Origin of the sequence: Vibrio sp. HDW18 (assembly GCF_011306175.1) — a bacterium.
GTDB classification, from domain to species: Bacteria; Pseudomonadota; Gammaproteobacteria; order Enterobacterales; family Vibrionaceae; genus Vibrio; species Vibrio chanodichtyis.
This window is the reverse complement of record NZ_CP049914.1, coordinates 199,464-223,788: the sequence shown is the minus strand read 5'-3', so window position 1 is coordinate 223,788 and position 24,325 is coordinate 199,464. Positions and strand designations below refer to the sequence as shown.

The 24,325-nt window shown below is 47.3% G+C and carries 17 protein-coding genes; 8 read left to right on the top strand and 9 right to left on the bottom strand.

Annotated elements, in window-relative coordinates:
- Positions 1-102 precede the first annotated feature (102 nt).
- Entirely contained in the window at positions 103-2,283 is a 2,181-nt protein-coding gene (gene malQ, locus G7083_RS12790; protein WP_166015225.1) for a 4-alpha-glucanotransferase, read from the bottom strand.
- A gap of 88 nt (positions 2,284-2,371) precedes the next feature.
- A complete protein-coding gene (locus G7083_RS12785) occupies positions 2,372-4,825 on the bottom strand; it encodes a glycogen/starch/alpha-glucan phosphorylase (protein WP_166015224.1) in 2,454 nt (817 codons plus the stop codon).
- A 578-nt stretch (positions 4,826-5,403) separates the two neighbouring features.
- Between G7083_RS12785 and malT the strand changes: the two genes are divergently transcribed.
- Complete coding sequence (malT, locus tag G7083_RS12780) at positions 5,404-8,112, top strand: HTH-type transcriptional regulator MalT (protein WP_166015223.1); 2,709 nt, start codon at positions 5,404-5,406, stop codon at positions 8,110-8,112.
- A 66-nt stretch (positions 8,113-8,178) separates the two neighbouring features.
- Here malT and G7083_RS12775 read toward each other — a convergent pair whose 3' ends face one another.
- From G7083_RS12775 to G7083_RS12750, 6 genes are all read right to left on the bottom strand, one after another.
- Entirely contained in the window at positions 8,179-8,535 is a 357-nt protein-coding gene (locus tag G7083_RS12775; RefSeq protein ID WP_166015222.1) for a YibL family ribosome-associated protein, read from the bottom strand.
- Between the two features lie 229 nt (positions 8,536-8,764).
- Positions 8,765-9,622, bottom strand: a complete 858-nt coding sequence (locus G7083_RS12770; RefSeq protein ID WP_166015221.1) for an NAD(P)-dependent oxidoreductase — start codon at positions 9,620-9,622, stop codon at positions 8,765-8,767.
- Between the two features lie 71 nt (positions 9,623-9,693).
- On the bottom strand, positions 9,694-10,413 hold the full coding sequence (locus G7083_RS12765; RefSeq protein ID WP_166015220.1) for a YebC/PmpR family DNA-binding transcriptional regulator: 720 nt from the start codon (positions 10,411-10,413) through the stop codon (positions 9,694-9,696).
- Positions 10,414-10,501: 88 nt separating this feature from the next.
- Positions 10,502-10,711, bottom strand: coding sequence for a DUF3283 family protein (locus tag G7083_RS12760; RefSeq protein ID WP_166015219.1), 210 nt, complete (start codon positions 10,709-10,711; stop codon positions 10,502-10,504).
- Positions 10,712-10,876: 165 nt separating this feature from the next.
- Positions 10,877-11,074 (bottom strand): hypothetical protein, encoded by a 198-nt coding sequence (locus tag G7083_RS12755; protein WP_166015218.1) that lies wholly within the window; start codon positions 11,072-11,074, stop codon positions 10,877-10,879.
- Positions 11,075-11,566: 492 nt separating this feature from the next.
- Complete coding sequence (locus tag G7083_RS12750; RefSeq protein ID WP_166015217.1) at positions 11,567-13,543, bottom strand: replication initiator protein RctB domain-containing protein; 1,977 nt, start codon at positions 13,541-13,543, stop codon at positions 11,567-11,569.
- A 1,250-nt stretch (positions 13,544-14,793) separates the two neighbouring features.
- Here G7083_RS12750 and G7083_RS12745 point away from each other — a divergent pair.
- Positions 14,794-16,011, top strand: a complete 1,218-nt coding sequence (locus G7083_RS12745; RefSeq protein ID WP_166015216.1) for a ParA family protein — start codon at positions 14,794-14,796, stop codon at positions 16,009-16,011.
- A gap of 7 nt (positions 16,012-16,018) precedes the next feature.
- A complete protein-coding gene (locus tag G7083_RS12740) occupies positions 16,019-16,990 on the top strand; it encodes a ParB/RepB/Spo0J family partition protein (RefSeq protein WP_166015215.1) in 972 nt (323 codons plus the stop codon).
- 73 nt (positions 16,991-17,063) lie between these two features.
- Here the strand turns inward: G7083_RS12740 and G7083_RS12735 are convergent, their stop codons facing one another.
- Positions 17,064-18,095, bottom strand: a complete 1,032-nt coding sequence (locus G7083_RS12735) for a spermidine/putrescine ABC transporter substrate-binding protein (protein ID WP_166015214.1) — start codon at positions 18,093-18,095, stop codon at positions 17,064-17,066.
- Positions 18,096-18,313: 218 nt separating this feature from the next.
- On the opposite strand from G7083_RS12735, the gene G7083_RS12730 reads away from it, so the two are divergent.
- From G7083_RS12730 to G7083_RS12710, 5 genes are all read left to right on the top strand, one after another.
- Entirely contained in the window at positions 18,314-20,326 is a 2,013-nt protein-coding gene (locus G7083_RS12730; protein ID WP_166015213.1) for a GNAT family N-acetyltransferase, read from the top strand.
- A 279-nt stretch (positions 20,327-20,605) separates the two neighbouring features.
- Positions 20,606-21,208, top strand: coding sequence for a thermostable hemolysin (locus G7083_RS12725; RefSeq protein ID WP_166015212.1), 603 nt, complete (start codon positions 20,606-20,608; stop codon positions 21,206-21,208).
- A 9-nt stretch (positions 21,209-21,217) separates the two neighbouring features.
- Positions 21,218-22,708 (top strand): AMP-binding protein, encoded by a 1,491-nt coding sequence (locus G7083_RS12720; protein ID WP_166015518.1) that lies wholly within the window; start codon positions 21,218-21,220, stop codon positions 22,706-22,708.
- A 10-nt stretch (positions 22,709-22,718) separates the two neighbouring features.
- Positions 22,719-23,390 carry an iron-containing redox enzyme family protein gene (locus G7083_RS12715; RefSeq protein ID WP_166015211.1) on the top strand — a complete coding sequence of 224 codons (672 nt, stop codon included), beginning with the start codon at positions 22,719-22,721 and terminating at the stop codon, positions 23,388-23,390.
- A gap of 21 nt (positions 23,391-23,411) precedes the next feature.
- The gene (locus G7083_RS12710) at positions 23,412-24,209 is read left to right on the top strand and encodes an SDR family oxidoreductase (protein WP_166015517.1); all 798 of its coding nucleotides are present in this window, start codon (positions 23,412-23,414) and stop codon (positions 24,207-24,209) included.
- Positions 24,210-24,325: the final 116 nt, after the last annotated feature.

The window sequence follows — 24,325 nt, the reverse complement described above, 5'->3', positions numbered from 1 at the left end:
CGGGCCAAGCGTGTCTCCATCTTACCGGACTTAGCGGGCAGGAAAGAGTGACCAATCCGAAACTTCTTTCGGTGATTGTTAAGCAATTGGTCACTAAACGCTTTATTGACTGGCTTTACTGCGCACCTCGGTTAAACGTGTCGCGATCCGATTCACTTCTTCACGGGCGAAGATCTCATCTAGATTCATCGATAATTTACGACGCCAGTTGGGATATTCATTGACCGTACCCGGAATATTGACCGGTTTATCCATCTCTAACCAATCTTCTAGCTGCACACTGAGCAAGGCTGATGAGCCAGCGGCTAGATGCAGTTGCAATGCTTCACTCAAATAGCGATCCATCGGCACTAACGTGGCATCACGGCCAATTCCCGCAGGTAAATAACCATGCCAGGCCACGGAATCAAGAATACCTTGTTTCGATTTTAAACGATCGGCAAACAAACCTTGCAACTGATCCTCATCTGGATAGAGGCCAATTTCACGGCCCATCTTCAGATCATCACAGTGCCAAAAACCACGCAAAGTCGGCATATCATGAGTACAAAGTGCCGCCATAGATTGCTCGGCGTAGTGGGCAGGTGAAACATAACCACCATCTTGCTTTGAGGTTTCAAAGAAGAAGACTTTGTAAGAGTGAACCCCTGCATCACGCAGCAACTCGACGATTTCATCCGGTACCGTGCCCAAATCTTCGCCAATCACGCTGCACTGATGACGGTGCGATTCCAGCGCCAAAATCGCCAACATATCTTTGACCGGATAGTAGATATACGCACCTTTGGTAGCATTTTCCCCTTTCGGGATCCACCATAAACGCAGCAAACCCAGCACATGGTCAATCCGCAGTGCACCGCAATGCTTCATATTGGCCCGCAGCAGTTTGATGTACGCATCATAGGCTGTGGCTTGCAAAACTTGTGGGTTAAGTGGTGGTAAACCCCAGTTTTGCCCCAAAGGCCCGAGCACATCCGGCGGTGCGCCGATGCTGACATCTTGCAGCAAATTACCATGATCCGCCCAGGTTTCACTGCCGGAATCCGCCACCCCAACCGCAAGGTCACGATACAAACCCACCGCCATGCCTTTTTCTTCTGCTAATGACTGGACTTCGTGGATCTGAGTATCGGCTACCCACTGTAGGTACAGGTAGATATTGACCTGATCTTGATGATCTTCAATAAATTTCTGAACGGCACTGCTATCAAAACGACGATATTTTTCAGGGAAAACAGGCCAGCCCCATACCGAACTATCTGCCGCATGTAATTGGGCATGCAGCGCATCGAATGCCGCTTGGTGTAATAAACTGTCACCACCTTCAGCCACAAAACTCAAGAAAGCGCGCGCGCGTTCGGTCTGTTTATCCAGATGGCGGGTTTTAAACTCGGCAAACAGCAGTGGCAATACGCTCATTTTTAGCTCTGCCACTTCAGTGTAATTAACCCAGTGTGCGTCACGCACTTTTTGTAGTCGCAACTGAAAATCAGCGCTACCAACCTTTTGTTGTGCTTGGGCACTTAATGCAAACTCAGGCACGGAACTGACATCAATATACAAAATATTGAGCCAACGACGCGATGATGGGCTATAGGGGCTAGCCCCTTCAGGATTGGCCGGAAACAGAGCGTGGATCGGGTTTAAACCGACAAAATCACCACCGCGAGACGCAATATCCGCCACCAACTGTTTCAAATCGCCAAAGTCACCCATCCCCCAGTTGTGCTGAGTACGCAAGGTATACAGTTGGACGCTCGGTCCCCATAGCTTTTTGCCTTGGCTTAAAGCTGGTTGCTTATAACAGGCCGATGGCGTAACAATCAGCGTCATTTGATACGGAACTTTACGGCGCTTACGAGCAATCAATAATTGGTGATAACCCAACGGTAAATCAGTGGGTAACATAAACACCAAAGGCCCACCTTGGGCACGCTCATCACGCACAATTTGTGATTGCAGATAGCCTTCTAACACCTCGCCTTGCTCGGTCTGCAAACACCAATCAAATTCACTTTCACGGGCACTCACGCCAAGATAGAGCGGCACTTCAATCACCGCACCTTGGTGCACCACGAGTACCGGATCCAATACATCTTTTTTGTGTTTCTTCTCTGCCGATTGCAGCAAAGCTTGATCACTACTGGTGTCATAGCCAAGAGACGCCAAAAGACGACGGATAGTGTCGTCTTCAACTTGGGCTTCACTGCCCCAAGCGCTGACATATCGATCGGCAATATTTGCCATTGCAGCGACTTGTTTTAATACATTGTCTTGATTCATCGCTCTCTCCGAAGGGACAACTTTCCACTTCCATGTAGGGTAAGGTAATAAAAGGTGGGGCCGTTAAAACCAGCCCCACCCAAAGGACTTAACGCGCAACGGCGTTCAATTGCCAAATGTTATTCACATAATCGCGGATACTACGGTCGGAGCTGAATTTGCCGACTAGCGCGGTATTCAGAATCGCTTTCTTAGCCCAGCCAGCTTGATCACGATACTGTTTATCAATTGCCGTCTGCGCAGTCACGTAAGAAGCAAAATCCGCCAGTACCAAATAAGGATCGCCACCATTGAGTAAGCTGTCATAAGTTGCACGCAGCTTACCTGGCTCGCCAGGAGTGAACTCATCACCAAGCAGTAAATCAACCGAGGCTTTGAGCAATGGATCAGCATGGTAGAAATCAAATGGGTTATAGCCACGAGCTTTCAACGCTTCTACACCATCGACTTCCAGACCAAAGATATAGATGTTGTCATCACCGACTTCTTCTCGGATCTCAACGTTTGCGCCATCCATGGTACCAATGGTTAGCGCCCCATTAAGCGCCATCTTCATGTTACCGGTACCCGATGCTTCTTTACCTGCAGTTGAGATTTGCTCAGAAACATCCGCCGCCGGAATAATGATTTCGGCCATGCTCACTCGATAATCAGGAATGAACACCACTTTGAGTTTGTTGCCAATCCGCGGATCGTTATTCACTTTGTGCGCGATCATGTTGAGCGCGTAAATGATCTCTTTGGCAAGGTGGTAACCCGGGGCTGCTTTCGCGGCGAAGAACACCACGCGTGGATGCATATCGAAGCTTGGATCATTGATCAGACGATGATAGAGCGACAAAATGTGCAGCATATTGAGGTGCTGACGTTTGTACTCATGCAGACGTTTGATTTGTACATCGAAGATCGCATTCGTATCGAGATCGATATTCATGTGATCTTTCACCCACTCAGCCAGACGCACCTTATTGGCTTTTTTCACTTCCATAAAGCGTTTCTGGAATGCGGCATCTTCTGCGTACTGCGCCACTTTGCTCAATTGATCCAATTTAGCTGGCCACTCATGGCCAATTTTTTCCGAAATCAGCGCAGATAAGCCTGGGTTACAGAACTTCAGCCAGCGGCGAGGGGTAATACCGTTGGTCACATTTTGAATTTTACCCGGATACAGATCGACAAATTCAGGGAACAGATCACGCTTGACCAATTCAGAGTGCAGTGCCGCTACGCCATTGACCGCATAGGATCCCACCACACATAAGTTGGCCATGCGCACCATGCGATGGAAACCTTCTTCAATGATCGACAGCTTTTGCTGTTTCGCGACATCACCCGGCCACTTAGCACGCACATCTTGCAAGAAGCGATGGTTGATCTCGTAAATGATCTCCATATGCCGTGGCAATAGACGTTGGATCAGCGATTCACTCCATGTCTCTAAGGCTTCAGGCAACAAGGTGTGGTTGGTGTAAGCGAAGGTTTTGGAACAGATCGCCCACGCGGCTTCCCACGATAGTTGCTTTTCATCAATCAAAATACGCATCAACTCAGGGATCGAGATAGTCGGGTGAGTATCGTTCAACTGGATGGTTTGATATTTAGGCAGATCAGCCAACACATGACCTGCGGCCTCATGGCGACGCAGAATATCGCGGATCGAAGCGGCACTGTGGAAATACTGCTGCATCAAACGCAGAGTTTTGCCTTTTTCATGGTTATCATTCGGATACAACACTTTGGTGATGTTACCAGCATCAATCAATGCGTGCTGCGCTTCAAAATAATCACCATTGTTAAAGCTCGCCAGCGAGAACGGTGCAATCGCACGACATTCCCACAAACGCAGCGGATAAACCGTATTACTTTGGTAACCAACAATCGGTAAATCCCATGGCATGGCTTGTACTAACATGCCCGGTACCCAGCGGCGCTGCTCTTTACCATTGTGATTGATCACTTCTACGTGACCATAAAACCCAATTTCTTGCTTTAATTCAGGGCGAGCGACTTCCCAAGGGTAGCCTTCCACACCACACCAAGCATCCGGCGCTTCTTGCTGATGGCCCTGTTCAAATGACTGCTTAAACAGACCATATTCATAATGCAAGCCATAACCGACAGTTGGGTATTCTTGCGCCGCGCAAGAGTCCATAAAACAGGCCGCCAGGCGGCCTAAGCCACCATTACCCAAAGAGGGATCGCGCTCTTCTTCCAGTAGATCGGTCAGGTTTTGTCCCAGCTCGCCCATCGCTTCGGTCACGGCTTCATACACGCCCATACTGATCAAATTATTACCGGTTAAGCGGCCAATCAAAAATTCTAACGATAGATAGTTAAGACCTTTGCTGTTGAGGATGCGTGGATCTTGCTCGGTTTGTAGCAGATCAAAGGTAGTAAATTCCGCTAAGGCACGTCCCATGGCTAAATACCAAGCTCGTGCAGAAGCCTGCTCCACGGTTGTCGCGTAAGTTGCGCTCAAATGGCGCTTCACGTTGGCTTGGAACAACTTCTTGTCAAACTGTTTCTGTTGAGTAGGTTTCATTGTGAAATCTCAGGTTATGGTTCTAATTCATCTGATCCCTATCCTGCCTTGATGACTTTCACAAAACATCCTCCTATTTTTCTGGCCAATTAGGAGGAGATAACAAGGCGTAGAGGCGCAATCTTCTGTAGTGAGTGATCTGAATCGCATCAATACGCAGCCTAGTAACCTTAGGGGTGATTTAGATCACAGCACCAACGGATTAACCATAGTTAGGCTTAATAAAACTTTGTCTGTTCGATTGTTGAACAATTACTCACTCTGTGAAATAGATCGCAATAAACTCTTCGTGATTACCGATTTTTTCAGCAGATCAGGTAGGGGATGAGCCAATAACCTGACGCCAGATAAGCATAATTAGTGATTACATTCACAAATCTAGGGCGTAGTTGACTCTAAAACGTGAACAACACGAAAAACTCAGCATGGCTCAATCAACGCAGCGAATAACTTCAAGTAACATCGCTCTATCTGAGTGTGATATGCCTCGCGTACTCACCTTTTCCACCCGAGGATCACTGAACGTGATCTGCCCCAAGAGCATGAAGCTCTGGTAATAAATAGACGAGAGAAAGAAGATGTGGATCCCTTCGAAGTTAACTCGCCCAGGGCGCTTGCATAATGCGATCGTTCGCCCCCGTGTTCTGGACTTATTGCAACACGCTACCTGCTATAAATTAGTGCTATTTCGCTCCCCAGCCGGTTATGGCAAGACCACCATGGCCGCGCAGTGGTTGTCGGATAAACCGAATGTCGGTTGGTACAGCATTGATGAGAGTGATAACGACCCGTTTCGGTTTATCAACTATCTACTGCAAGCAATCAACAAAGCTAGCCATAACATCTGCCCCAACGCTCAAAAATTAGCCGAAAAACGTCAATTCTCCTCGCTGCATTCACTGTTTAGTGAAGTGTTTGCCGAACTGGCCGATTACCACAATGAATGTTATGTGGTGCTGGATGACTATCACTTAATCAGCGATGAAACCATTCATGAAGCGATGCGCTTTTTTCTAAAACACATGCCCGATAATTTAACGCTCGTGGTCACCAGTCGTTCCACTCCACCGCTAGGCACCGCCAACCTACGCGTACGCGACTTAATGATTGAGATTGGCAATGAACTGTTGGCCTTTGATACTGAAGAAACCACGCGCTTTTTCAATCAACGGGTGGCCGATGGGATTGATGCGCTCACCGCGACTCATTTGCGAGACTACGTAGAAGGCTGGCCGTCGGCACTTCAGTTAATCGCGCTCCAAGCTCAGCACCAACAACGCACGCTCGCGCAAACTGTTGAATCGGTTGCACACTTTAATCACGCTCATCTGTGGGATTATTTGGTCGAAGAAGTATTCGATCTACTTGATGATGAAACGCGCTATTTCTTAATGCAATGCTCGGTACTCGACCATTTTGATGATGCCTTGGTGAGTAGTCTCACTGGGCGTGATGATGCGCTAGCGATGATTGAATCGCTCAATCGCTTTGGCTTGTTTATTTCGCCGCTAGAAGGAGAAAGCAACTGGTATCGTTTCCATAACTTATTTGCCGAGTTTTTGGCCCATCAACGCCAAGCTCGCATTCCGCAGCAAGAGCAAGATTTGCAACGCGCGGCAGCCAAAGCTTGGTTAAATGCTGCGACCCCACATCAAGCTTTGCGTCATGCGCATTTGGCGCAAGATAGCGAACTATTGGCCAGTATTTTGAGCCAATTTGGTTGGAGGATGTTTAACCAAGGCGAGCTGGAAGTGCTGGAAGCCGCCATTAATCAACTCTCCCCAAGCCAGCTGTATCGGGAGCCGAAACTGTGCATGCTGCAAGCTTGGCTCGCCCAAAGTCAGCATCGTTATAATGATGTGGGAGCTTTACTGGCAAAAGCCGCCAATGAGATGACCGCGCTTAACGTCAAACTTTCCACCAAAGAACAAGGCGAGTTTAACGCACTGCGCGCGCAAGTGGCGATCAACCAAAATGAGCCGGAAAAAGCATTAGAATTGGCCGAGCTGGCTTTGAGCCAACTGGATCACACCACCTATCGTAGCCGTATTGTGGCCACCTCAGTGGTCGGTGAAGTGAATCATGTGTTGGGCCATTTGAGCCGGGCGCTATCGATGATGCAGCAGACCGAAAAACTGGCGCGTCAATATCAGGTTTATCACCAGGCATTGTGGGCGTTGTTGCAACAGAGCGAAATTTTGCTGGCACAAGGTTATGTTCAAGCCGCTTATGAAGTACAAGATAACGCGTTTAAATTGATTGAAGAGCAGCAACTGCACCAAGTACCACTGCATGAGTTTTTATTACGCATCCGCGCACAAATTTTATGGTGTTGGAACCGCTTAGAGGAGGCGGAACAAGCTGCTTATCAAGGACTCACTGTGCTGGATAACCACGCGCAAAGTAAGCACCTGCACAGCTATTCGATGCTAGCCAGAATTGCGATTGGCCGTGGTGAGCTGGACAAAGCAGGACGGTTTATTGAGCAAATCCAACATCTGCTGAAACAATCTACTTATCATGTTGATTGGACAGCCAACGCGTCGCTCTCTTTACTGCTCTATTGGCAAGCCAAAGAGAACCACAGCGAAATCCGCCAATGGCTACAATCCTGCATTCGCCCAGCACAAGCCTGCAACCATTTTTCTCAGTTGCAGTGGCGCAATATCGCTCGCGCACAGATTCAACTCGGTGAACTCAATGAGGCACATACCACTCTCAGCTTTATTCAAGAACAAGCTGAACAGTATCAATTGGTCACCGATATGAACCGTAACTTGATTGTGCAAGCCTTACTGGCCAGCACTCAAGGTGATAACCCACTCGCTTGCGACAAGCTAAAACAAGCGCTACGCCTCACCAATCAGACCGGTATGATTGGCAATTTTCTGATCGATGGTGCCCAAATTGGTCATTTGCTGGAAAAACTGGTCCAGAAAGGCGAATTAGGTGATTTAGAACGCCATCGTGCCCATCTGCTACTCAAAGAGATTTCCACCACTCAGCGTAGTCGTTCGGTACATTTTGATGAGGAGTTTGTCGAGAATCTGGTTAATCACCCGAACATTCCGGAACTGGTGCGCACTAGCCCGCTCACCCAGCGTGAATGGCAAGTGCTCGGTCTGATCTACTCCGGTTTCAGCAATGAACAGATAGCCCATGAACTGGATGTAGCTGGCACCACGATTAAAACCCACATTCGCAACTTGTATCAAAAGCTCAATATCGCCAATCGTAAAGAGGCGGTGCAAACCGCAGAGCAACTGCTGCAATTAATGGGTTACTGAACCGGTCAGCCCAATAGCAAAGCGCCAGCAAATGCTGGCGCTTTAGATTCAAAAAATACCGCAGGCTTAGAACGGCTTAGGAGCAAAGCCTGTCATCACCGCCACTTGTAACGCTTTACCAATTTTGGTGGTCGGGTGAACAATCACCAAACCTTTAACCGATTTTTTCAGCTTACCAAGATCCGCTTGCTCAAGCTTAGTCAGCTCACGCGAAAACGGCATATCGGCAATCGTCTTACGCATCTTATTGAGATCATAATCTTGTTTACCTTTAACACTATTAAGCCGTTTGGTTAAAGTTTCTAATTCGTCGGTGAACTTACTGACCATCTCCGAATCGGCACGAGTTTTTGCGGCATCCAGCTTACGGCGGCAAGTATCGATGCGATTGTTAAGTTGTTGAATATCAGTTTTCAGGTTCATGATGGTCGCTCTATCGAATAGAAAGGGCGCAGAGTATAGCACGCTGTTGTGAGTTATACTCCGACAACTTTCCACCTAGCCAACATAATCTGGCTTATCGACGCGGCAGATTACCCTATCAAGCCCTTCCACAGTATCAAACTGGGCCAAACGTCACAGAATAAATAGCGCACCGCAGACAACTCACCGCGAAGAGTTGCGATTGTTTACAGTGTAAATTCGCTGGCTATTAGCTGGCTTTAATCAACACTGAGGTATCCATCCGCCCTAGTCCTTGCTGGGAAAGTTGTTGATAAGCAGCGAGCGTACTTTCAGTCATCGGTAACTTCACGCCCAGTTGTGCCGCTTCATCAATACAAAAGCCCAAATCTTTGATCATCCAATCAATCGCAAAACCAAAATCAAATTTGTCTTGGCTCATAGTCACCGCACGATTTTCCATCTGCCAAGAGCCCGCGGCGCCATTTTTCAAACATGCGACCAGATTGGGGATATCCAGCCCGGCTTGCTCCGCTAAGATCAGTCCTTCTGATAAGCCATTAAGTACCCCAGCAATACAAATCTGGTTGACCATCTTAGCGCGCTGCCCCTGCCCTGCAGCTCCCATCAAAACCGAAGAGCGTCCGTAAGCGGCAAAAATCGGCTGCATCTGCTCAAACAGTGCCGGCTCACCACCACACATAATGGTCAGCACGCCATTTTCCGCTCCCGCTTGCCCACCAGAAACCGGAGCATCCATAAAGCGCACATCCACTTGCTGACAAGCGGTGGCTAACTCTTGTGCCAGCGTAGCCGAGGTGGTGGTGTGATCAATCAACACTGCACCGGCTTTCATCGCGGCTAGCGCACCACTGGCCGCGGTGGTCACACTGCGCACATCGTCATCATTGCCCACACAAGTCAGCACCACATCGGCATCCGCCACGCACTGCGCAATACTGGTTGCATAATGGCCACCAAATTTTTTGCTCCACTCCACGGCTTTGGCTGTATTACGGTTAAACACCGTGACCTCAAATCCGGCCTTTTGCAGGTGACCAGCCATCGGATAGCCCATCACCCCCAAACCAATAAAACTGACTTTCATCTTGTTATCCTTATTGTTTTTTTGATCCTAAAAGAAAAAACCGAGCTTTCGCTCGGCTTTTTAAGTAACGCTTATTCGATATCCGCGTTGTGGTAGACTTGCTGTACATCGTCGCAGTCATCCAGCATATCAAGGAACTTCTGGAATTTTTCTGCATCTTCACCACTCACCACAGTGCGAGTTTGTGGCACAAAAGTGATCTCTTCCACATCCAGCGTCAGATCTGGAAACGCTTCATTCAACGCGGTTTTGACTTTGAAGAACTCAGTGTTCGGTGCAAACACGGTGATCACACCTTCTTCCAGTTCAATGTCGGTCACTTCCGCATCCGCCATCATTAATGCTTCAAGGATCGCTTCTTCGTCGTCACCTTGGAATTGGAAAACCGCTTGGTGATCAAACATGTGCGCAACCACACCCGGTGTACCAATTTTCGCGCCGGTTTTAACAAAACATTGGCGCACATCTTGGTAAGTACGGTTACCGTTATCAGATAAACAGTCAACAATCACACTTGCGCCGCCAGGGCCAAAACCTTCATAGCGTGCTGGTTGGTAATCTTCGCCGGCACCACCGCTGGCTTTATCCAGCGCTTTTTCAATCACGTGTGCCGGTACTTGGTCTTTTTTGGCTTTGGTGATCAGATGACGCAGCGATAAGTTCATATCCGGATCAGTACCACCGTTTTTCGCACAAACGTAAATCTCTTTACCGTATTTTGAGTAAACTTTAATTTTTGCGCCTTGAGTTTTCGCCATTGAGGCTTTGCGCACTTCAAAACTTCTTCCCATTGGGATGTTCTCTCTAATTCAATTTGTTGCGACGGATTTTAGCAGAAGGCTTGCGGTTTGCAATTTGCCACCCACTGAGCACGAGGCGCTACGCAACGCCCATTGCTCTTTTGTACTTGTCTATCGACTGTTGAAACCACTGCTTTTCGCTTTCCGCAGTAAGCTTGGCTATCTGCTTAGTGATCTCTTCCGGTCCTGATTTTACCTGCTTAAGTCGCCAAACAAGGAAAGAAGCTTGTTTATCAAGTTCTACTTTGTTTTTTTCTTCTGCAGTCAGTAATGCAAGGTTGAAAGACATTAGTAAGCCTACAATCAATAAAATCGTGGGATGAAATATAACATAGGAACGCGGAAAATTAAGAGTCAAAATGTAGCTTTGGCTGCGTAAAATCAACCGAAGCGACAAAAAAATAACCCAGGGTGACTTAAGGCCACCCTGAATCGATAGCTTGGAGCGATAAGGCTAATGCAGCAGCCCTAGTTGTTTGGCTTCCTCAATGGTCAGCCCACTTTCGCGGATTTCACGCAACGTTTCGATACGGCGACGAGCCTGTGCCGACTTCACATTTTTGCTTGGGTGCAGTAACTCCATCTCCTCACTGGGATCCCATTGATTGGCAATGTGGGTCATATCATCATGGTCAATTGAATTGATCGACATAAATACCTCCGAAAAACCATGCTAGCAGCCCCTTATCTGTAACAAAGGAGCTTGACTTTGTTAAGTCAATTTCATCGGTATTGTGATTATGGCACGAGTTGAGCCATTTGATAGATCAAACGCTGGTCGGTCCCAACCCGGGGGATTGTTTTGTCACGCTCAACTTGACGAGGTGGCTGGGTGATTGGCAAATGCGCGGTGGCGCAATCACGAGGTTGGTACGCAGGCTAGCTGGAACCATGATCAAGGGATGATCGCAAAACGGATCTGCCGCAATCGCACTGAAATCTCGCAGCGAGCCAGGTGATAGGCAAAAAAAATAGCGAGTCATTAAAACTCGCTAAAACTAAGATAGTTAAGCCAATCGATAATCCGTCGGATGGGCAAAAGGTTGTCTATTCGTTAAGCAGTTTATTCACGCCACTCAGGTGGGATGTCAATCTCTTGTCAGCTTTTGGTCACAAAACCAGCATTAGCACGGTTGATCATCACTCAAACTTCCGCCGCCATCTCATCCAAAGCACGGAAAAGTGTCGGATCGAGATGCCCTTCTTGTACGGCTTTACATACTTTACGCCGTACTGCTAATCCGGCAATCAGTTTTTCAATCGACAGGTGTTTATGCTCATTTTGGCTATTATATAACTCGAGTAATTTGCTCAAGGTCGTATATTGGATCACCTCGTTTTCAACTCGTAGCCAATCGAGCTTGTCAATCAGCTCTACGCACTCTTCTTTGATTGATGAAGGGGCATGTCCAGTCATCGCGGCTAAAGCGGTTATACTGCGTTCTAGCGCTTCTGGTGAGGTATAGCGCGATAGGGTAATGGTAATCTCATCAGCATTGATTTCCACCAAATGTTTACGCAGTTTGACCCGCCGCCCCAAGCGACCTCTTGGTGAGGGGGCTTTGCGCTGGATTGGCTCAAACTCACCATCAATAATACTCGACAGTTCAGCCAATTTTTGTTTGGAAACCAGCTCATTACGCAGTGGGTTCGGTAACGTGGGCGCCATATTACGTTTGCCTGCATTGGTAGTTTTGGCTCGTGAATAGCGCAGCACCTCTTCCACATCACACTTAATATCCACCTGATAATCGATCAGTTTGCCTTTCTCTGCGACACTTGTGACGGTTAAGTGATAACCCCATAAGTTGACCACAAACAGATCCTCACTCCCCTTCCCTTCGGAAAGACGGCGCAATTCGCGGATCAGATCCATCGAGAAACGACGCCACTCAATATTTCTGGCCAATTTTTGGTTTAATTCGCTGAGCATCATGACATCCGAGTGACGACGTGACATACGGCTACGAAAATACGAATAAAGTTGGAACACGAGCGTGTGTTGTTTCAAGATTTCCGGTGGAAACAGGAAAAAGTAATCCCGAGTCAGTAACTCTTCAAAAAATGATGGCTCCCAAACCAAGATATAGAGATTGGGTTTGATCCGGATCTCACCATCACTACCTTCAACGGGCGCTTCTTCAGAAGCGGTAATGGTGCGCGCGAGAAAGCGAAAACGATCACTTTTGAACCCTTCAGGCATGTTTTCACTGAGCCAACGACCAGTCAGTTCATGTAATTGAAAATCGGTAAATTCGATCCGATCAATGCTATCGCGGATCGAGTCACGCGCAGGGCCGCTGTCTTTTTTGCCGCGCAAAGCGAGAATATCAGTGATATAAAGCGGGGTTTTATTCGGCGCTTGTTTAGCACTGAAATGGTAATCATCTTGGTGATGATCATGATATTGCACCGTTAAAGTAAACAGAGCAAACAAGGTCATCATATCGTCGACGGTCATGATGTTTTTTGACGATCGGGTTTCAATCACCGCACGGGTGCCTGAAATGGAAACCATCGATTTTTGGTAACTTTTACGAGTACGCGGTGGCGCTAATGCTTGATCAATGATCCCGGCCCAGTTGGTCGGTGATACGACAAATTGATCCGCTTCATCTTTCATGGCTGGTGGCGTATTAAGCCCATGTTCGTGCAGTAAGCGTTGGTTAACTTGAGTTTGCGCTAACGCCTTGGAGCGTTTTTGTTTTTCGTTTTGCTTAACCGTTTCCGTGACTAAACTGGTCGAGCCTAATACCGAGATCAATTGATTAGGATTGATAAAGCGATGCAGCATGGTTTTGCCTGCTAATCCCTCTTCAAAACGGACTGGGATCTGTTTAAACAACCCAATCGCGACAGCGGCTCTTAAACGTTGCTGAATGGCAGCGCGGGTTAATTGTCCATCGGTTGCATCAATCAATTCGGTGGTTGACACTAAACCATCTTTGCTACGTAAGCCACGCAGTGAAATCAGGTTTAATAATTCAACGATACTTTTGGTGACACCTTTAAAATGTTGATACTGTTCGATCCAGTCAATCGCGGCTTCAGAAACCTCAAAAAGATGGCCATCTTTGTGAGTTCTTGGCAATTTGATCAAGCGTTTTTGTTCTGAGCTCATGGTTAGATCCGTATCACACTTACCGTAATATCACTATAGTTCCAAGAGGATAAAGAAAAAAAGATCATAAATAAAGAAAAATTTATTGTTTTTAAATAACTGATCTTTTTGATTTAAATGATTAATTATGATTAGAGTGATCTAATGATCTAGCTGCTATTTACCGCGCAACTCATTGTTATTTAAATAAGTTATTTTTTCACACCAAGAAGCATGATCATCAGAGTTATGAAAGGATGATCAATGTAAGATCGAAAGCATGATCATTTAACTCTTAAAGCATGATCAACGTGATGTCGTATCAATGATCAATGCAGTCTGCCAAGCATGATCAAGGCCGCTACACAGTTTATCCACAGTGTGGATCGAATGCTTGGTGGTGGATTGACCTTCTGCTTAAAATTCGGCGTTTTTAGCCACGGAAAGATGATCAAGGTGGCTGAATATTTTACCCAATTTGACCCAATTGGTGAAATTAAACATTCGATTGACCAGTAAGCTGGCTGGTTCGCGATGTCGCTGTGGCGAGAGCAGTACTTGAAAGCATGATCATGGCTGTTGGTTTGAGTATCCGTTTGATGTAGTTGGTCAGTTAAATCCGTAAATTTTCCATTATCACCGGTCAAAGCCTTATTCTATCTGACATCTACCGTAAACTAATTTTAGTTTTACATGCTTCCGATGGTCTCTCTCTCTTGATCATTGATCCATGAAAGGATCTTGTATTGATGATCTTTTTCAATTCAATTTGAGCGCCATGAGCCTCTTGATCATGTTTCCTATCTATTCAATTAGCCTTGGAAGCATGATCATGAGACTGCTCTTGATCATCGTTTCGGTAATCGATACCAGAAACGGCCGAGGGGCATTTTTATGCTATTCAGTGCTGATCTGATGCCAAGGGAAGTTAAAACAGCACTTACCGTAAGTTAGCGGCGTTATTTAATCGTTCCGTAGTATGATGACGCTGTTAAGCTTGATAATTGGTTTTACATTGTAAATAAGTGACGTTGTAATATTTTTAATGTTTGGTTTTGTTAGAGCAATCCACAGTCTAGAAAAAGATTCATTTTGCTCAAGGTTTATCCCCTTCCGGCTCAAGTGGGTTGGCTATCGCCACTTAGTGATCAATTTTCTGTTAATCGTAATATTTGCAGTATTTTGATTAATTATCTCATGTTCACCTTTTTATTGTATTTGTTTATTAGTGCTGTACAATTGGTTTTAAGCCCTAAAAACGGAAATTGGCAATGAAAAGAGAACAGACGATAGACAATCTCTACCAACTGGCACAACTGACCCAGCAAGTGCAAGCGGATCGGATTGAGATTGTATTAGAGGAACGCCGCGATGAGCATTTTCCACCGATGTCGAAAGCGCTGATGGAGACACGTTCTGGCTTAACTCGACGTAAGCTTGATGAAGCGATCGTGAAGGTGGAACAGGCGGGGCATCAATTTACTAAAAATAATGCCAACCACTACTCTATCACTCTCTCTGAAGCGCATATGCTAATGGATGCAGCAGGAGTGGCGAAATTTCATCAGCGCAAAATTAACCATGACAGCAAGCCGTGGGTGATTAATGTACAGAACCAAAAAGGTGGTACAGGTAAGTCAATGACCGCGGTACATTTAGCGGCCTGTTTAGCGCTGAACTTGGATAAACGCTACCGAATTTGCCTGATTGACTTGGATCCGCAAGGCTCATTGCGCCTATTTCTTAATCCACAAATCAGTTTGGCTGAGCATACCAATATCTATTCTGCGGTGGACATTATGCTGGATAACGTGCCAGAGGGTGTGCAAGTGGATGCCGAATTCCTACGCAAAAATGTTATGTTGCCAACTCAATATCCCAATTTGAAAACCATTTCTGCGTTTCCTGAAGATGCAATGTTTAACGCAGAAGCGTGGCAATACCTATCACAAAATCAATCGTTAGACATTGTGCGTCTATTGAAAGAGAAGCTGATCGATAAGATCGCGGATGATTTTGACATCATTATGATCGATACCGGTCCGCACGTTGATCCTTTGGTGTGGAACGCGATGTACGCTTCTAATGCGCTATTGATCCCGTGCGCTGCGAAACGACTCGATTGGGCATCGACCGTCAATTTCTTCCAGCATTTACCGACCGTGTATGAAATGTTTCCTGAAGATTGGAAGGGGCTGGAGTTTGTCCGTTTAATGCCGACCATGTTCGAAGATGACAACAAAAAGCAGGTCTCGGTCCTGACCGAAATGAACTATTTGTTGGGTGATCAGGTGATGATGGCGACCATTCCACGCAGCCGGGCATTTGAGACTTGTGCCGATACCTACAGCACGGTGTTTGATTTGACGGTGAATGATTTTGAAGGCGGTAAAAAGACCTTAGCCACCGCGCAGGATGCGGTGCAAAAAAGCGCTTTAGAGCTAGAGCGAGTACTTCATTCCCATTGGACTTCACTTAATCAGGGGTAACTAACGAATGGCAATTAAAACTTCTGAACTGAACGCAAAACTGTTTGGGAAAGCGGATAAACGCCGAGCGACTACGCCGGCTGAAGCGCAATCGGCCGCTAAAGCACAAGCTCAGTTGATTGAGCTGGCGGTGGCTGGAGAAGAGGTGGTCACATTTGAATTAATGCGGATTGCCGCCGATCAAGTGGCGGATCAGACCGTGGTATTTGCGCAAAATGCCCGTGAACAAGCTTTTTTGACCGAACATGCGCTTTCTGATGTATTAACCACCTTGCGTGAGCGAGGCCAGCAGTATCCAGCGGTAGGCCGTAAAACAGCGCAAGGCAAAATTGAAGTGCTTGATGGTAGCCGTCGCCGTATGTCTTGTATTTTGGCCGGCAAAGAGTTTTTGATTTATGTGGCCGACAATATTAATACCGAACATGCCAAATTTTTATCGGACGTTGCCAATGCCCATAAGCCTTTGTCACTTTACGAGAAAGGCAAAGAGATGCAGGCCAAACTCGATAGTGGTGAAGCGGAAGATCAAAAAGCGTTAGCCAAAATTTTTCAGTGCAGCGAAGCGTTAGTCAGTGGCGCACTCAAAGCGGCAGTATTACCGCTGGAGCTTTTGCAAGCTTATCCGAGCGTCGTGGAGTTAGGTCGTCCTACTATTGTGAAATTGCACAAGCAATTTAATGAGTTGGATCAGAACCAGCGTCAACAATTGCTGGCGAAATGCCATCAAGAAAATGGTTTTGTTTGGCAGCGTTCACAAGCGCAAGGGGTGGCACGTATTACCAAAGAGGTGACGGAAACCATCGAGAGTTGGATTCAAGATGTGTTACCACCGAAACGTAATGAAGCACCTAAAGTCGAGTTGATTAAAGGCCGTGCAAGCTATGCGCGTAAAGGCAGTAATTTAGTGCTGAATTTGAAAAAAATTGATGATCAACTGATGCAAGAGCTCCTTGATTTTGTGCAGCACAAACTGAATTAATCGTTTTTTTTACCATCAAGCCCGCGTAATGCGGGCTTGATGCGTATTAGCGCTTGGATTGATTAACGCGGTTTTATTGATTTCTGAGCCGCTGCCAATATTTTTCGTAGATCGCTAGAGTTTCTGGGCCGACATCATTAGTAAATTCGCCTTTTTGCATCTCAGCGTCCGACGGGAAGATGGTTGGATTATCACGCAACTCTGGTGGTAACAGCGCGCGGCCAGCCTTGGTTGCTGAAGCGTAGCCTAGGCTTTTTACGATTTCCGCTTGGTTTTCCGGTTGATACATGAAGTTGATAAACTTGTGTGCCAATGGGATATTTTTGCTGCCGGCAGGAATGGTGAAGTTATCCATCCATAACACGGCACCTTCTTCTGGCATCACGAATTTGAGCTCCGGCATCTCTACTTGGCCTTGGTAAGCATTACCGTTCCACTGCATACCAAGCGTTGCTTCACCAGAGACATAGGGCACATGTGGCGCATCTGAGTTATACAGCAGTATGTTATTTCTCAGCGCGAGTAGTGATTGATAGGCTTGTTCGATCTCTGCTTCATTACGGCTATTAACACTAAAGCCATTGAGCTTTAACGCCATCCCAAACACATCGCGCATATCATCGATCAGCATCACTTGCTGTTGATATTGCTTATCCCACAAATCGGCCCACCGAGTAATGCCGTTCGGCAGCATGGCCGAATTGTAGTAAAGGCCGGTAATTCCCCAAATGTAGGGCAATGAATAGGTGTTGTGTGGATCATGAGCCAGACCCAGTAACGCTGGTAACGTATCTTGCATATGCGGGATTTGCGCATGATCGATTTTAGCCAGTAGCCCTTCGCGTGCCATTTTTTCGATAAAATACGCAGAGGCAAACACCACATCGTAACCCGTGCCTTTGAGCAGTTTGAGTTTGGTGTACATTGACTCATTATTCTCAAAGGTTGAATAGTTAATAGTCACCCCTTCTTGTTGCTGAAATGCTTTTAGTGACTGCTCTGGTAAATAGCCACCCCATGCATATATGTTCAGCACGGGCTGTGCATAGGCCTGACTACAAGCCATTACGGCAGAAAATATCCATCCTTTAATGAAAGTCTTCATTGCATTTTAATTCCTTTTAAGTTCAGCCGAATGCTGAGGTTAGAGTGCATAATTAGTGAATTTTTTACCTGGATAAAGCAAATATAATTTGTCGTTAAGAAAAAATATTTTGCCTTTAGCCAACATCAGTTACTTCGCTGAATAAGGGTGTTTTAGAGGTTACGTGGTTTGGCAGAGCTTGTGCTAACATGGCGCATCATTTTGGGATCGCACGTGTTATGACTCAGCCAATTACCTATTTACTGCAACTTCATCAACTCGCCACTCAAGGACATACTCGCTTTGGATGTTGGCTACGTGGCGATCGCCAATGGCAACAGCATTTGCTGGGGTCATTGGTCGGTCAGTTTGCAGGCGCATCCATTTTGATGTTAGGCGATACTGAGCTAGAGGGTGTGATGGCGGTCGACTATCGGCAAGGTCAGCAATGGTTAGGGCAAGAGTGCCAACTGCTGATCGTCGATTTATCGCAAGGTTGGGATGCCAATAGCTTTAATGCGGCGTTGGGTACGCTGGTCGGTGGTGGTTTACTGGTGATGATTGGCGAGGCTACATCACTCAATTGTGCTGCGAGAGCTTGGTTAGAGCAGGCGTGCCATCGCTTATTGGTGATCACTCCCGATACCGTTCCTGCTTTACCTAAGCTGCCACCCAAAGTATCCACCTGTGGGTATCCACAGCAAACGTTAGCCATTGAGCAAATTATCAAAGTGGTGACAGGGCACCGTAAACGGCCTTTGCTGTTGACCGCCGATCGTGGACGGGGCAAAACCAGTGCGTTAGGGATGGCGGCAGCTCAATTGATGCAGTCGCGTCCGATACAAATTTTGGTTACCGCTCCAGCTTTAGCCGCGGTTGAACCGCTATTTTTGCATGCGCAGCGTCATTTGCCGCAGACAGAGAGCAAACGTGGCTATTTGCAGTGGCAACAATCAAGCTTGCGTTTTATTGCCCCCGATGAACTGCTGCGCACCCAAGCCAAGGGGGATCTACTCTTGGTTGATGAGGCAGCCGCGCTGCCATTGCCATTATTGCAACGCTTGGTTGAGCAATATCACCGCACGGTATTTGCATCAACCATTCATGGTTATGAAGGGTGTGGGCGTGGTTTTTCGCTCAAATTTCAAAAATGGCTACACGAACAACGCCCACAAATGCGTACGCTCCAGCTTGATCAGCCCATTCGCTGGGCGATGGGCGATGCGCTGGAGCAGTGGCAAAATCAAGCGTTTTTGTTGCAAAGCGAATTACCAGAGTTAACAGGTGATCACGCTGGTGCAGCGTTAACTTTTGCTCGTTTAACCCGCACGGAATGCGTGCAGCAGCCGCAACGTTTGGCGTCAGTTTTTTCACTGCTGGTCAACGCGCATTATCAAACCTCGCCGAATGATCTGTTCTCATTACTCAATGATGAGGCGATGACGCTGTTCGCGGTTTATCAACAGCAGCAGTGTGTTGGCTGTTTACTTGCGGTGCAGGAAGGGCGGTTAGATGATCGATTAATTGACGCGATCCAATTTGGTACGCGGCGTCCGAAAGGGCATTTAGCGCCTGTCACCTTGGCGAATCAACTCGGAATTCGTGAGGCCGCTCGTCAATCTTGCTGGCGAATTTTACGTATTGCGGTTCATCCCGCTGGTCAACGGCAGGGGATTGGTCAGCAACTGTTAAGTCAATTTATCGCAGAGCACAAGGCGGATTACTACGCGACCAGTTTTGGTGTCACCGATGAATTATTACCATTTTGGTTAGCCAACCAATTCGTGCCACTTAAATTAGGCTCACAGCGTGATCAAGCCAGTGGCTGTTATTCGTTATTCATGGTGCGTGGTGAATCCCTGACTTGGCTTACCCAAGCCCAACAACAGTTCAGCGCCCATTGGATTTTTGAACTCAGTGACACACTGCGCGCGCTAGAGCCCTCCATCGTTCAGCAACTATTACCAAGTGGTCAGTTGACACATTATCCCCAGCCTAATTTAGCGTTGATTGAGCGTTATGCGCATGGTGGATCCAATTACGAAAGTGTCGCAGTTTGGCTATTCAGTTGGCTATTGAGTTGCGCCCCAGCGGTGCAACTGCCCATTTCTGAGTTATTGATCAGCAAAATTTTACAGCGTAAGAGCTGGGCTGAATGCGCTGAACAATTTCAGTTCAGTGGTAAGCGGCAGGTAGAACAAGCGCTGCGGGGTGATCTGCTACTCTTGCTGGCCAATTTACACTGTAAATAAGCATTTCCCTTATTCGTAAGTTGTAAACTTGGCGCATTATCTTCTGTGCAGATAGCTGGTGCACGCATCGTTTCTACACATAGACGTATAGTCGCTACATGCCTTATTACTACATAAATTCTTGCCACATAAATTGTTTTCTATGCATATCGTTGCCATTCTTAGTTGCATAGCAGTCACGACTAACTAATTTTTTTCAAACTTTGGGTTAGGTCTTAAGGGATTCTTAAGTTAGGCGGCTTATTGTTGAGTCATCGAGTAAGCAAAGGGAAAACGCCAATGAAACACTTACCCAGTCTATCTGATTTCCAATTAGAGCTCATCACGGCTAACCATGCTCGTTGGCATGAGGCCACTAATCTGGTGCATGAGCGTTACCAACGCGCCTTTGATGCGCACCTGACCAGCTATATGCCTGCTTACTTGGCACTGTTGGAGCAAAATGAGATGAAATCGGTATGTGGATTTCGGATTGCTCAGCAAGAGCCGCTGTTTTTGGAACAGTATCTGGATCAACCGGCTGATCAAATCCTCAGTCAACGCTTTGCTTGTGCAATCCCGCGCAGCCAATTGATTGAATTTGGCCATCTTGCTTCTTTTGGGCGTGGTCTCTCGGTCTATCACTTTCAACTGATCGCCCAGCAGTTAGTCGCGATGGGATTTGAGTGGTGCATTTTTACCGCGACCGATCCACTGCATGCGCTGATGCGGCGCTTTGGCTTGCAACCCAGTTTAATCGCCCAAGCTTCCCCTGAGCGTATTCCTAATGCCAGCCAAGTGTGGGGCACTTACTATCAGTATCGTCCTCGTATTTTGGCGGGTAATTTATTGCAAGGTTGTGCGCGGTTAAATCAATTTTCCGTGACGCAAAAACAAGCATGAGTAAGCATGATGAATCGAATTATTCAGGCACTACAACAGCATGCTCAGCGCCAACCTCATCAGTTGGCTTTTGTTGGCGACAATGCCGCACGGCAAAAGGTGAGTTTAAGTTACGCACAACTATTAAACCGAGTGCAGCAAACCGTCGCCCAGTTGCAGCAGTTGCCGGTTGATTGCATTGCCCTGCGTGCCGAAAACAGTGTTGATTGGGTGGTGTTGGATTTAGCCGCGATGGCGGCACACAAAGTCATGGTGCCGGTTCCGACATTTTTTACGGCTGAGCAGGTCGCGCATTTACTTAAGCAAGCACATGTTGAACTGTGTGTTGGCGATTGGCCTGAATTTGGCTCGGCCGCGCTGCGTTTGGCGGGGTTTTCTGCTTGGTATTATCCAGCCGAGAGTAGCAATCAGGTCTTAGCGCAAACTCAGAAAGTGACGTTTACTTCTGGCTCAACAGGTACACCGAAAGGGGTGTGTTTGAGTGAACAAAATCTAGAGCGAGTCAGCCTGTCGATTGCTGAGCAGATGAATCGCCAAATTAAGCAGCATTTAGTGATGCTGCCATTATCAACTTTATTGGAAAATGTCACTGGGATTTATGTGCCGCTCCTGCTAGGAGTGACAGTCACGGTGGTGTTTGGTGAGGAAGTCGGTTTAGCGGGCTCGAGCCAATTTTCGCCAGTGAAATTGGCTCAGGCTTTGGCGCGCTATCAGCCGGCGAGCTTAGTGTTAACGCCTGCTCTGCTTGTGGCACTGATACGGGTGGTGCAACAAACCCCGAGCTTAACCGCTTCATTACAATGGGTGGCGGTCGGTGGTGCGCGAGTGGCGAGTGAGCTGATTAATACAGCCCGTCAGTTAGGGATTGCTGCGTATGAAGGCTACGGGTTATCTGAATGCGCCTCGGTAGTGAGTATGAATACTCCGCAGCATAACCAACCTGGTAGTTGTGGTAAGCCACTTGGCCACTTACAGATCCAATTCGCTACCGATGGTGAGCTATTGGTGCGTGGTAACCAAGCATTAGGCTATATCGGCGAGCTGTTTACCGATGAGTGGCTGGCCACCGGTGATATTGCGACGATCGATGAACACGGATTTTTAGCGATTATTGGCCGTAAAAAAAATCTCATTATTACCCCGTTTGGGCGCAATATTGCGCCGGAATGGGTTGAATCCCATGCGCAGGTTTGGATGCCAGAGTGCCGAGTCGTGGTGGTAGGCGATGATGAATGGGGCATTACCGCGGTGATTGATCGGCGATTGTCTGATTTAGCCGCGCGTATCGAGCAGATTAATCGTCACTTGCCAGATTATGCGCAGATCCAAAGTGTTCTGTTAGTGAGTCAAGCGAGCGTTTGGCAAGCTTGGTTAACCGCCAATGGTCGACCTAAACGCGCATTGATTGAGCAAGCGCCGCGCACTGTGCGCAGCGGTTTGAATGGTGGTGATGCTGATTGGCAGTATCTGCCAGTGAATGGCACGCCTAGTCACGGTTAGGAGAATGATCATGAGTGGATTTTACCAACGTTTACAACAAGAAACCCAAGTTGCCCAGCAGCAGATGTTACAAGCTCCGGTGTTTGCTGCTTGTGCGCAGGGCAATATTAGCCTTGAGCTGTACATTCGTTTTCTGACCCAAGCCTATCACCATGTCAAACATACCGTACCCTTGTTAATGGCCTGTGGTGGTCGTTTGAGTGCAGAGTATGAAGAGGTCAGAACCGCGATTGCAAACTATATTGATGAAGAAAAAGGGCATCAGGAATGGATCCTCAATGATATTCAGGCCTGTGGCGGCGATGCGCAAGCGGTACGCCATAACCAAGCTCAAGGGCGGGTTGTTGTGCCCATTGAGTTGATGGTGGCTTATCTGTATCACCAAATTGATCGGCATAATCCACTGAGTCTATTTGGGATGGTGTGGGTCTTGGAAGGCACGAGTGTGGCGGTGGGCGGCAACATTGCTCAGTTAGTCAAGCAGCAGCTCAAACTGCCAGATAATGCCATTAGTTATCTCGCTTCCCATAGTCAACTCGATCAGGACCATATTCGATTTTTTGCGGCGCTGATGGATAAAATCACCGCAGTACAAGATCAACAAGCGATCATTGATGCCGCCAATCGCGTATTTGAACTGTATGGTCAAATGCTGCGCCAGCTCACCACATTAGCCGAGTAAACCTCGGCTTAGGAGTTCATGATGAATATTGGTCAGCAATATGTACTGCTCACCGGAGCATCCGGCGGTATTGGTGAAAAAATAGCGCATAGCTTAGCGGCGCGTGGTGCATGGTTGATTTTAGTGGCTCGCGATCGACAAAAATTGGAGTGGCTGCGTCAATCACTACCAAACTCAGAAAAACATCGAGTGCTGAGTGTCGATTTGGCTGAGCAAACCGGCATTGAGCAATTGCAACAGTTTATCCAGCAACTAGACCAAGCTCAGCCACGGATCGGAGTGATCATTAACAATGCGGGCAGCAATCAGTTTTGCCTGTTTGCACGGCGCACGCAGGCATCATGGCAGCATGAAATGATGCTTAATCTGTTGACGCCAATGCAGATCACTCATCTGGCATTGCAGTGGGTCAGTAAACCGGAGTTGATCGTCAATATTGGTTCGAGTTTTGCGGCGATTGGCTACCCAGGTTACGCGGCTTATTGCGCGGCGAAGGCAGGGTTGCACCGCTTCAGTGAAGCGATGAATCGTGAGCTACAAGGCTCTGGCATAAAAGTGCTCTACCTTGCGCCAAGGGCGACCAATACGGCTTTAAATAGCCCGATAGTGCAGCAATTAAATCGAACCTTAGGCAATCACAGCGATGAGCCAGCCGTGGTGGCAGAGCAAGTCGCCAACATCATCGACACCGAGCAAGCAGTAGTATGGATGGGCTGGCCGGAGAAGCTGTTGGTGCGGTTAAATCAGCTATGGCCGAGCTTGATATCGCGAGCGATCAAAAAACAGCAGCCGATCCTATGGCCATTTTTAGATCGCTAAGCTTATTTGCGATCACAAGCTCAGCGATTTTATTGTGGACGCAAATGGTTGCTCACTAAAGTTGTTAAATCATCTAAGCTTTAAATAGCTTGTTTTGGCGCGCGGAGCTCAAAGCA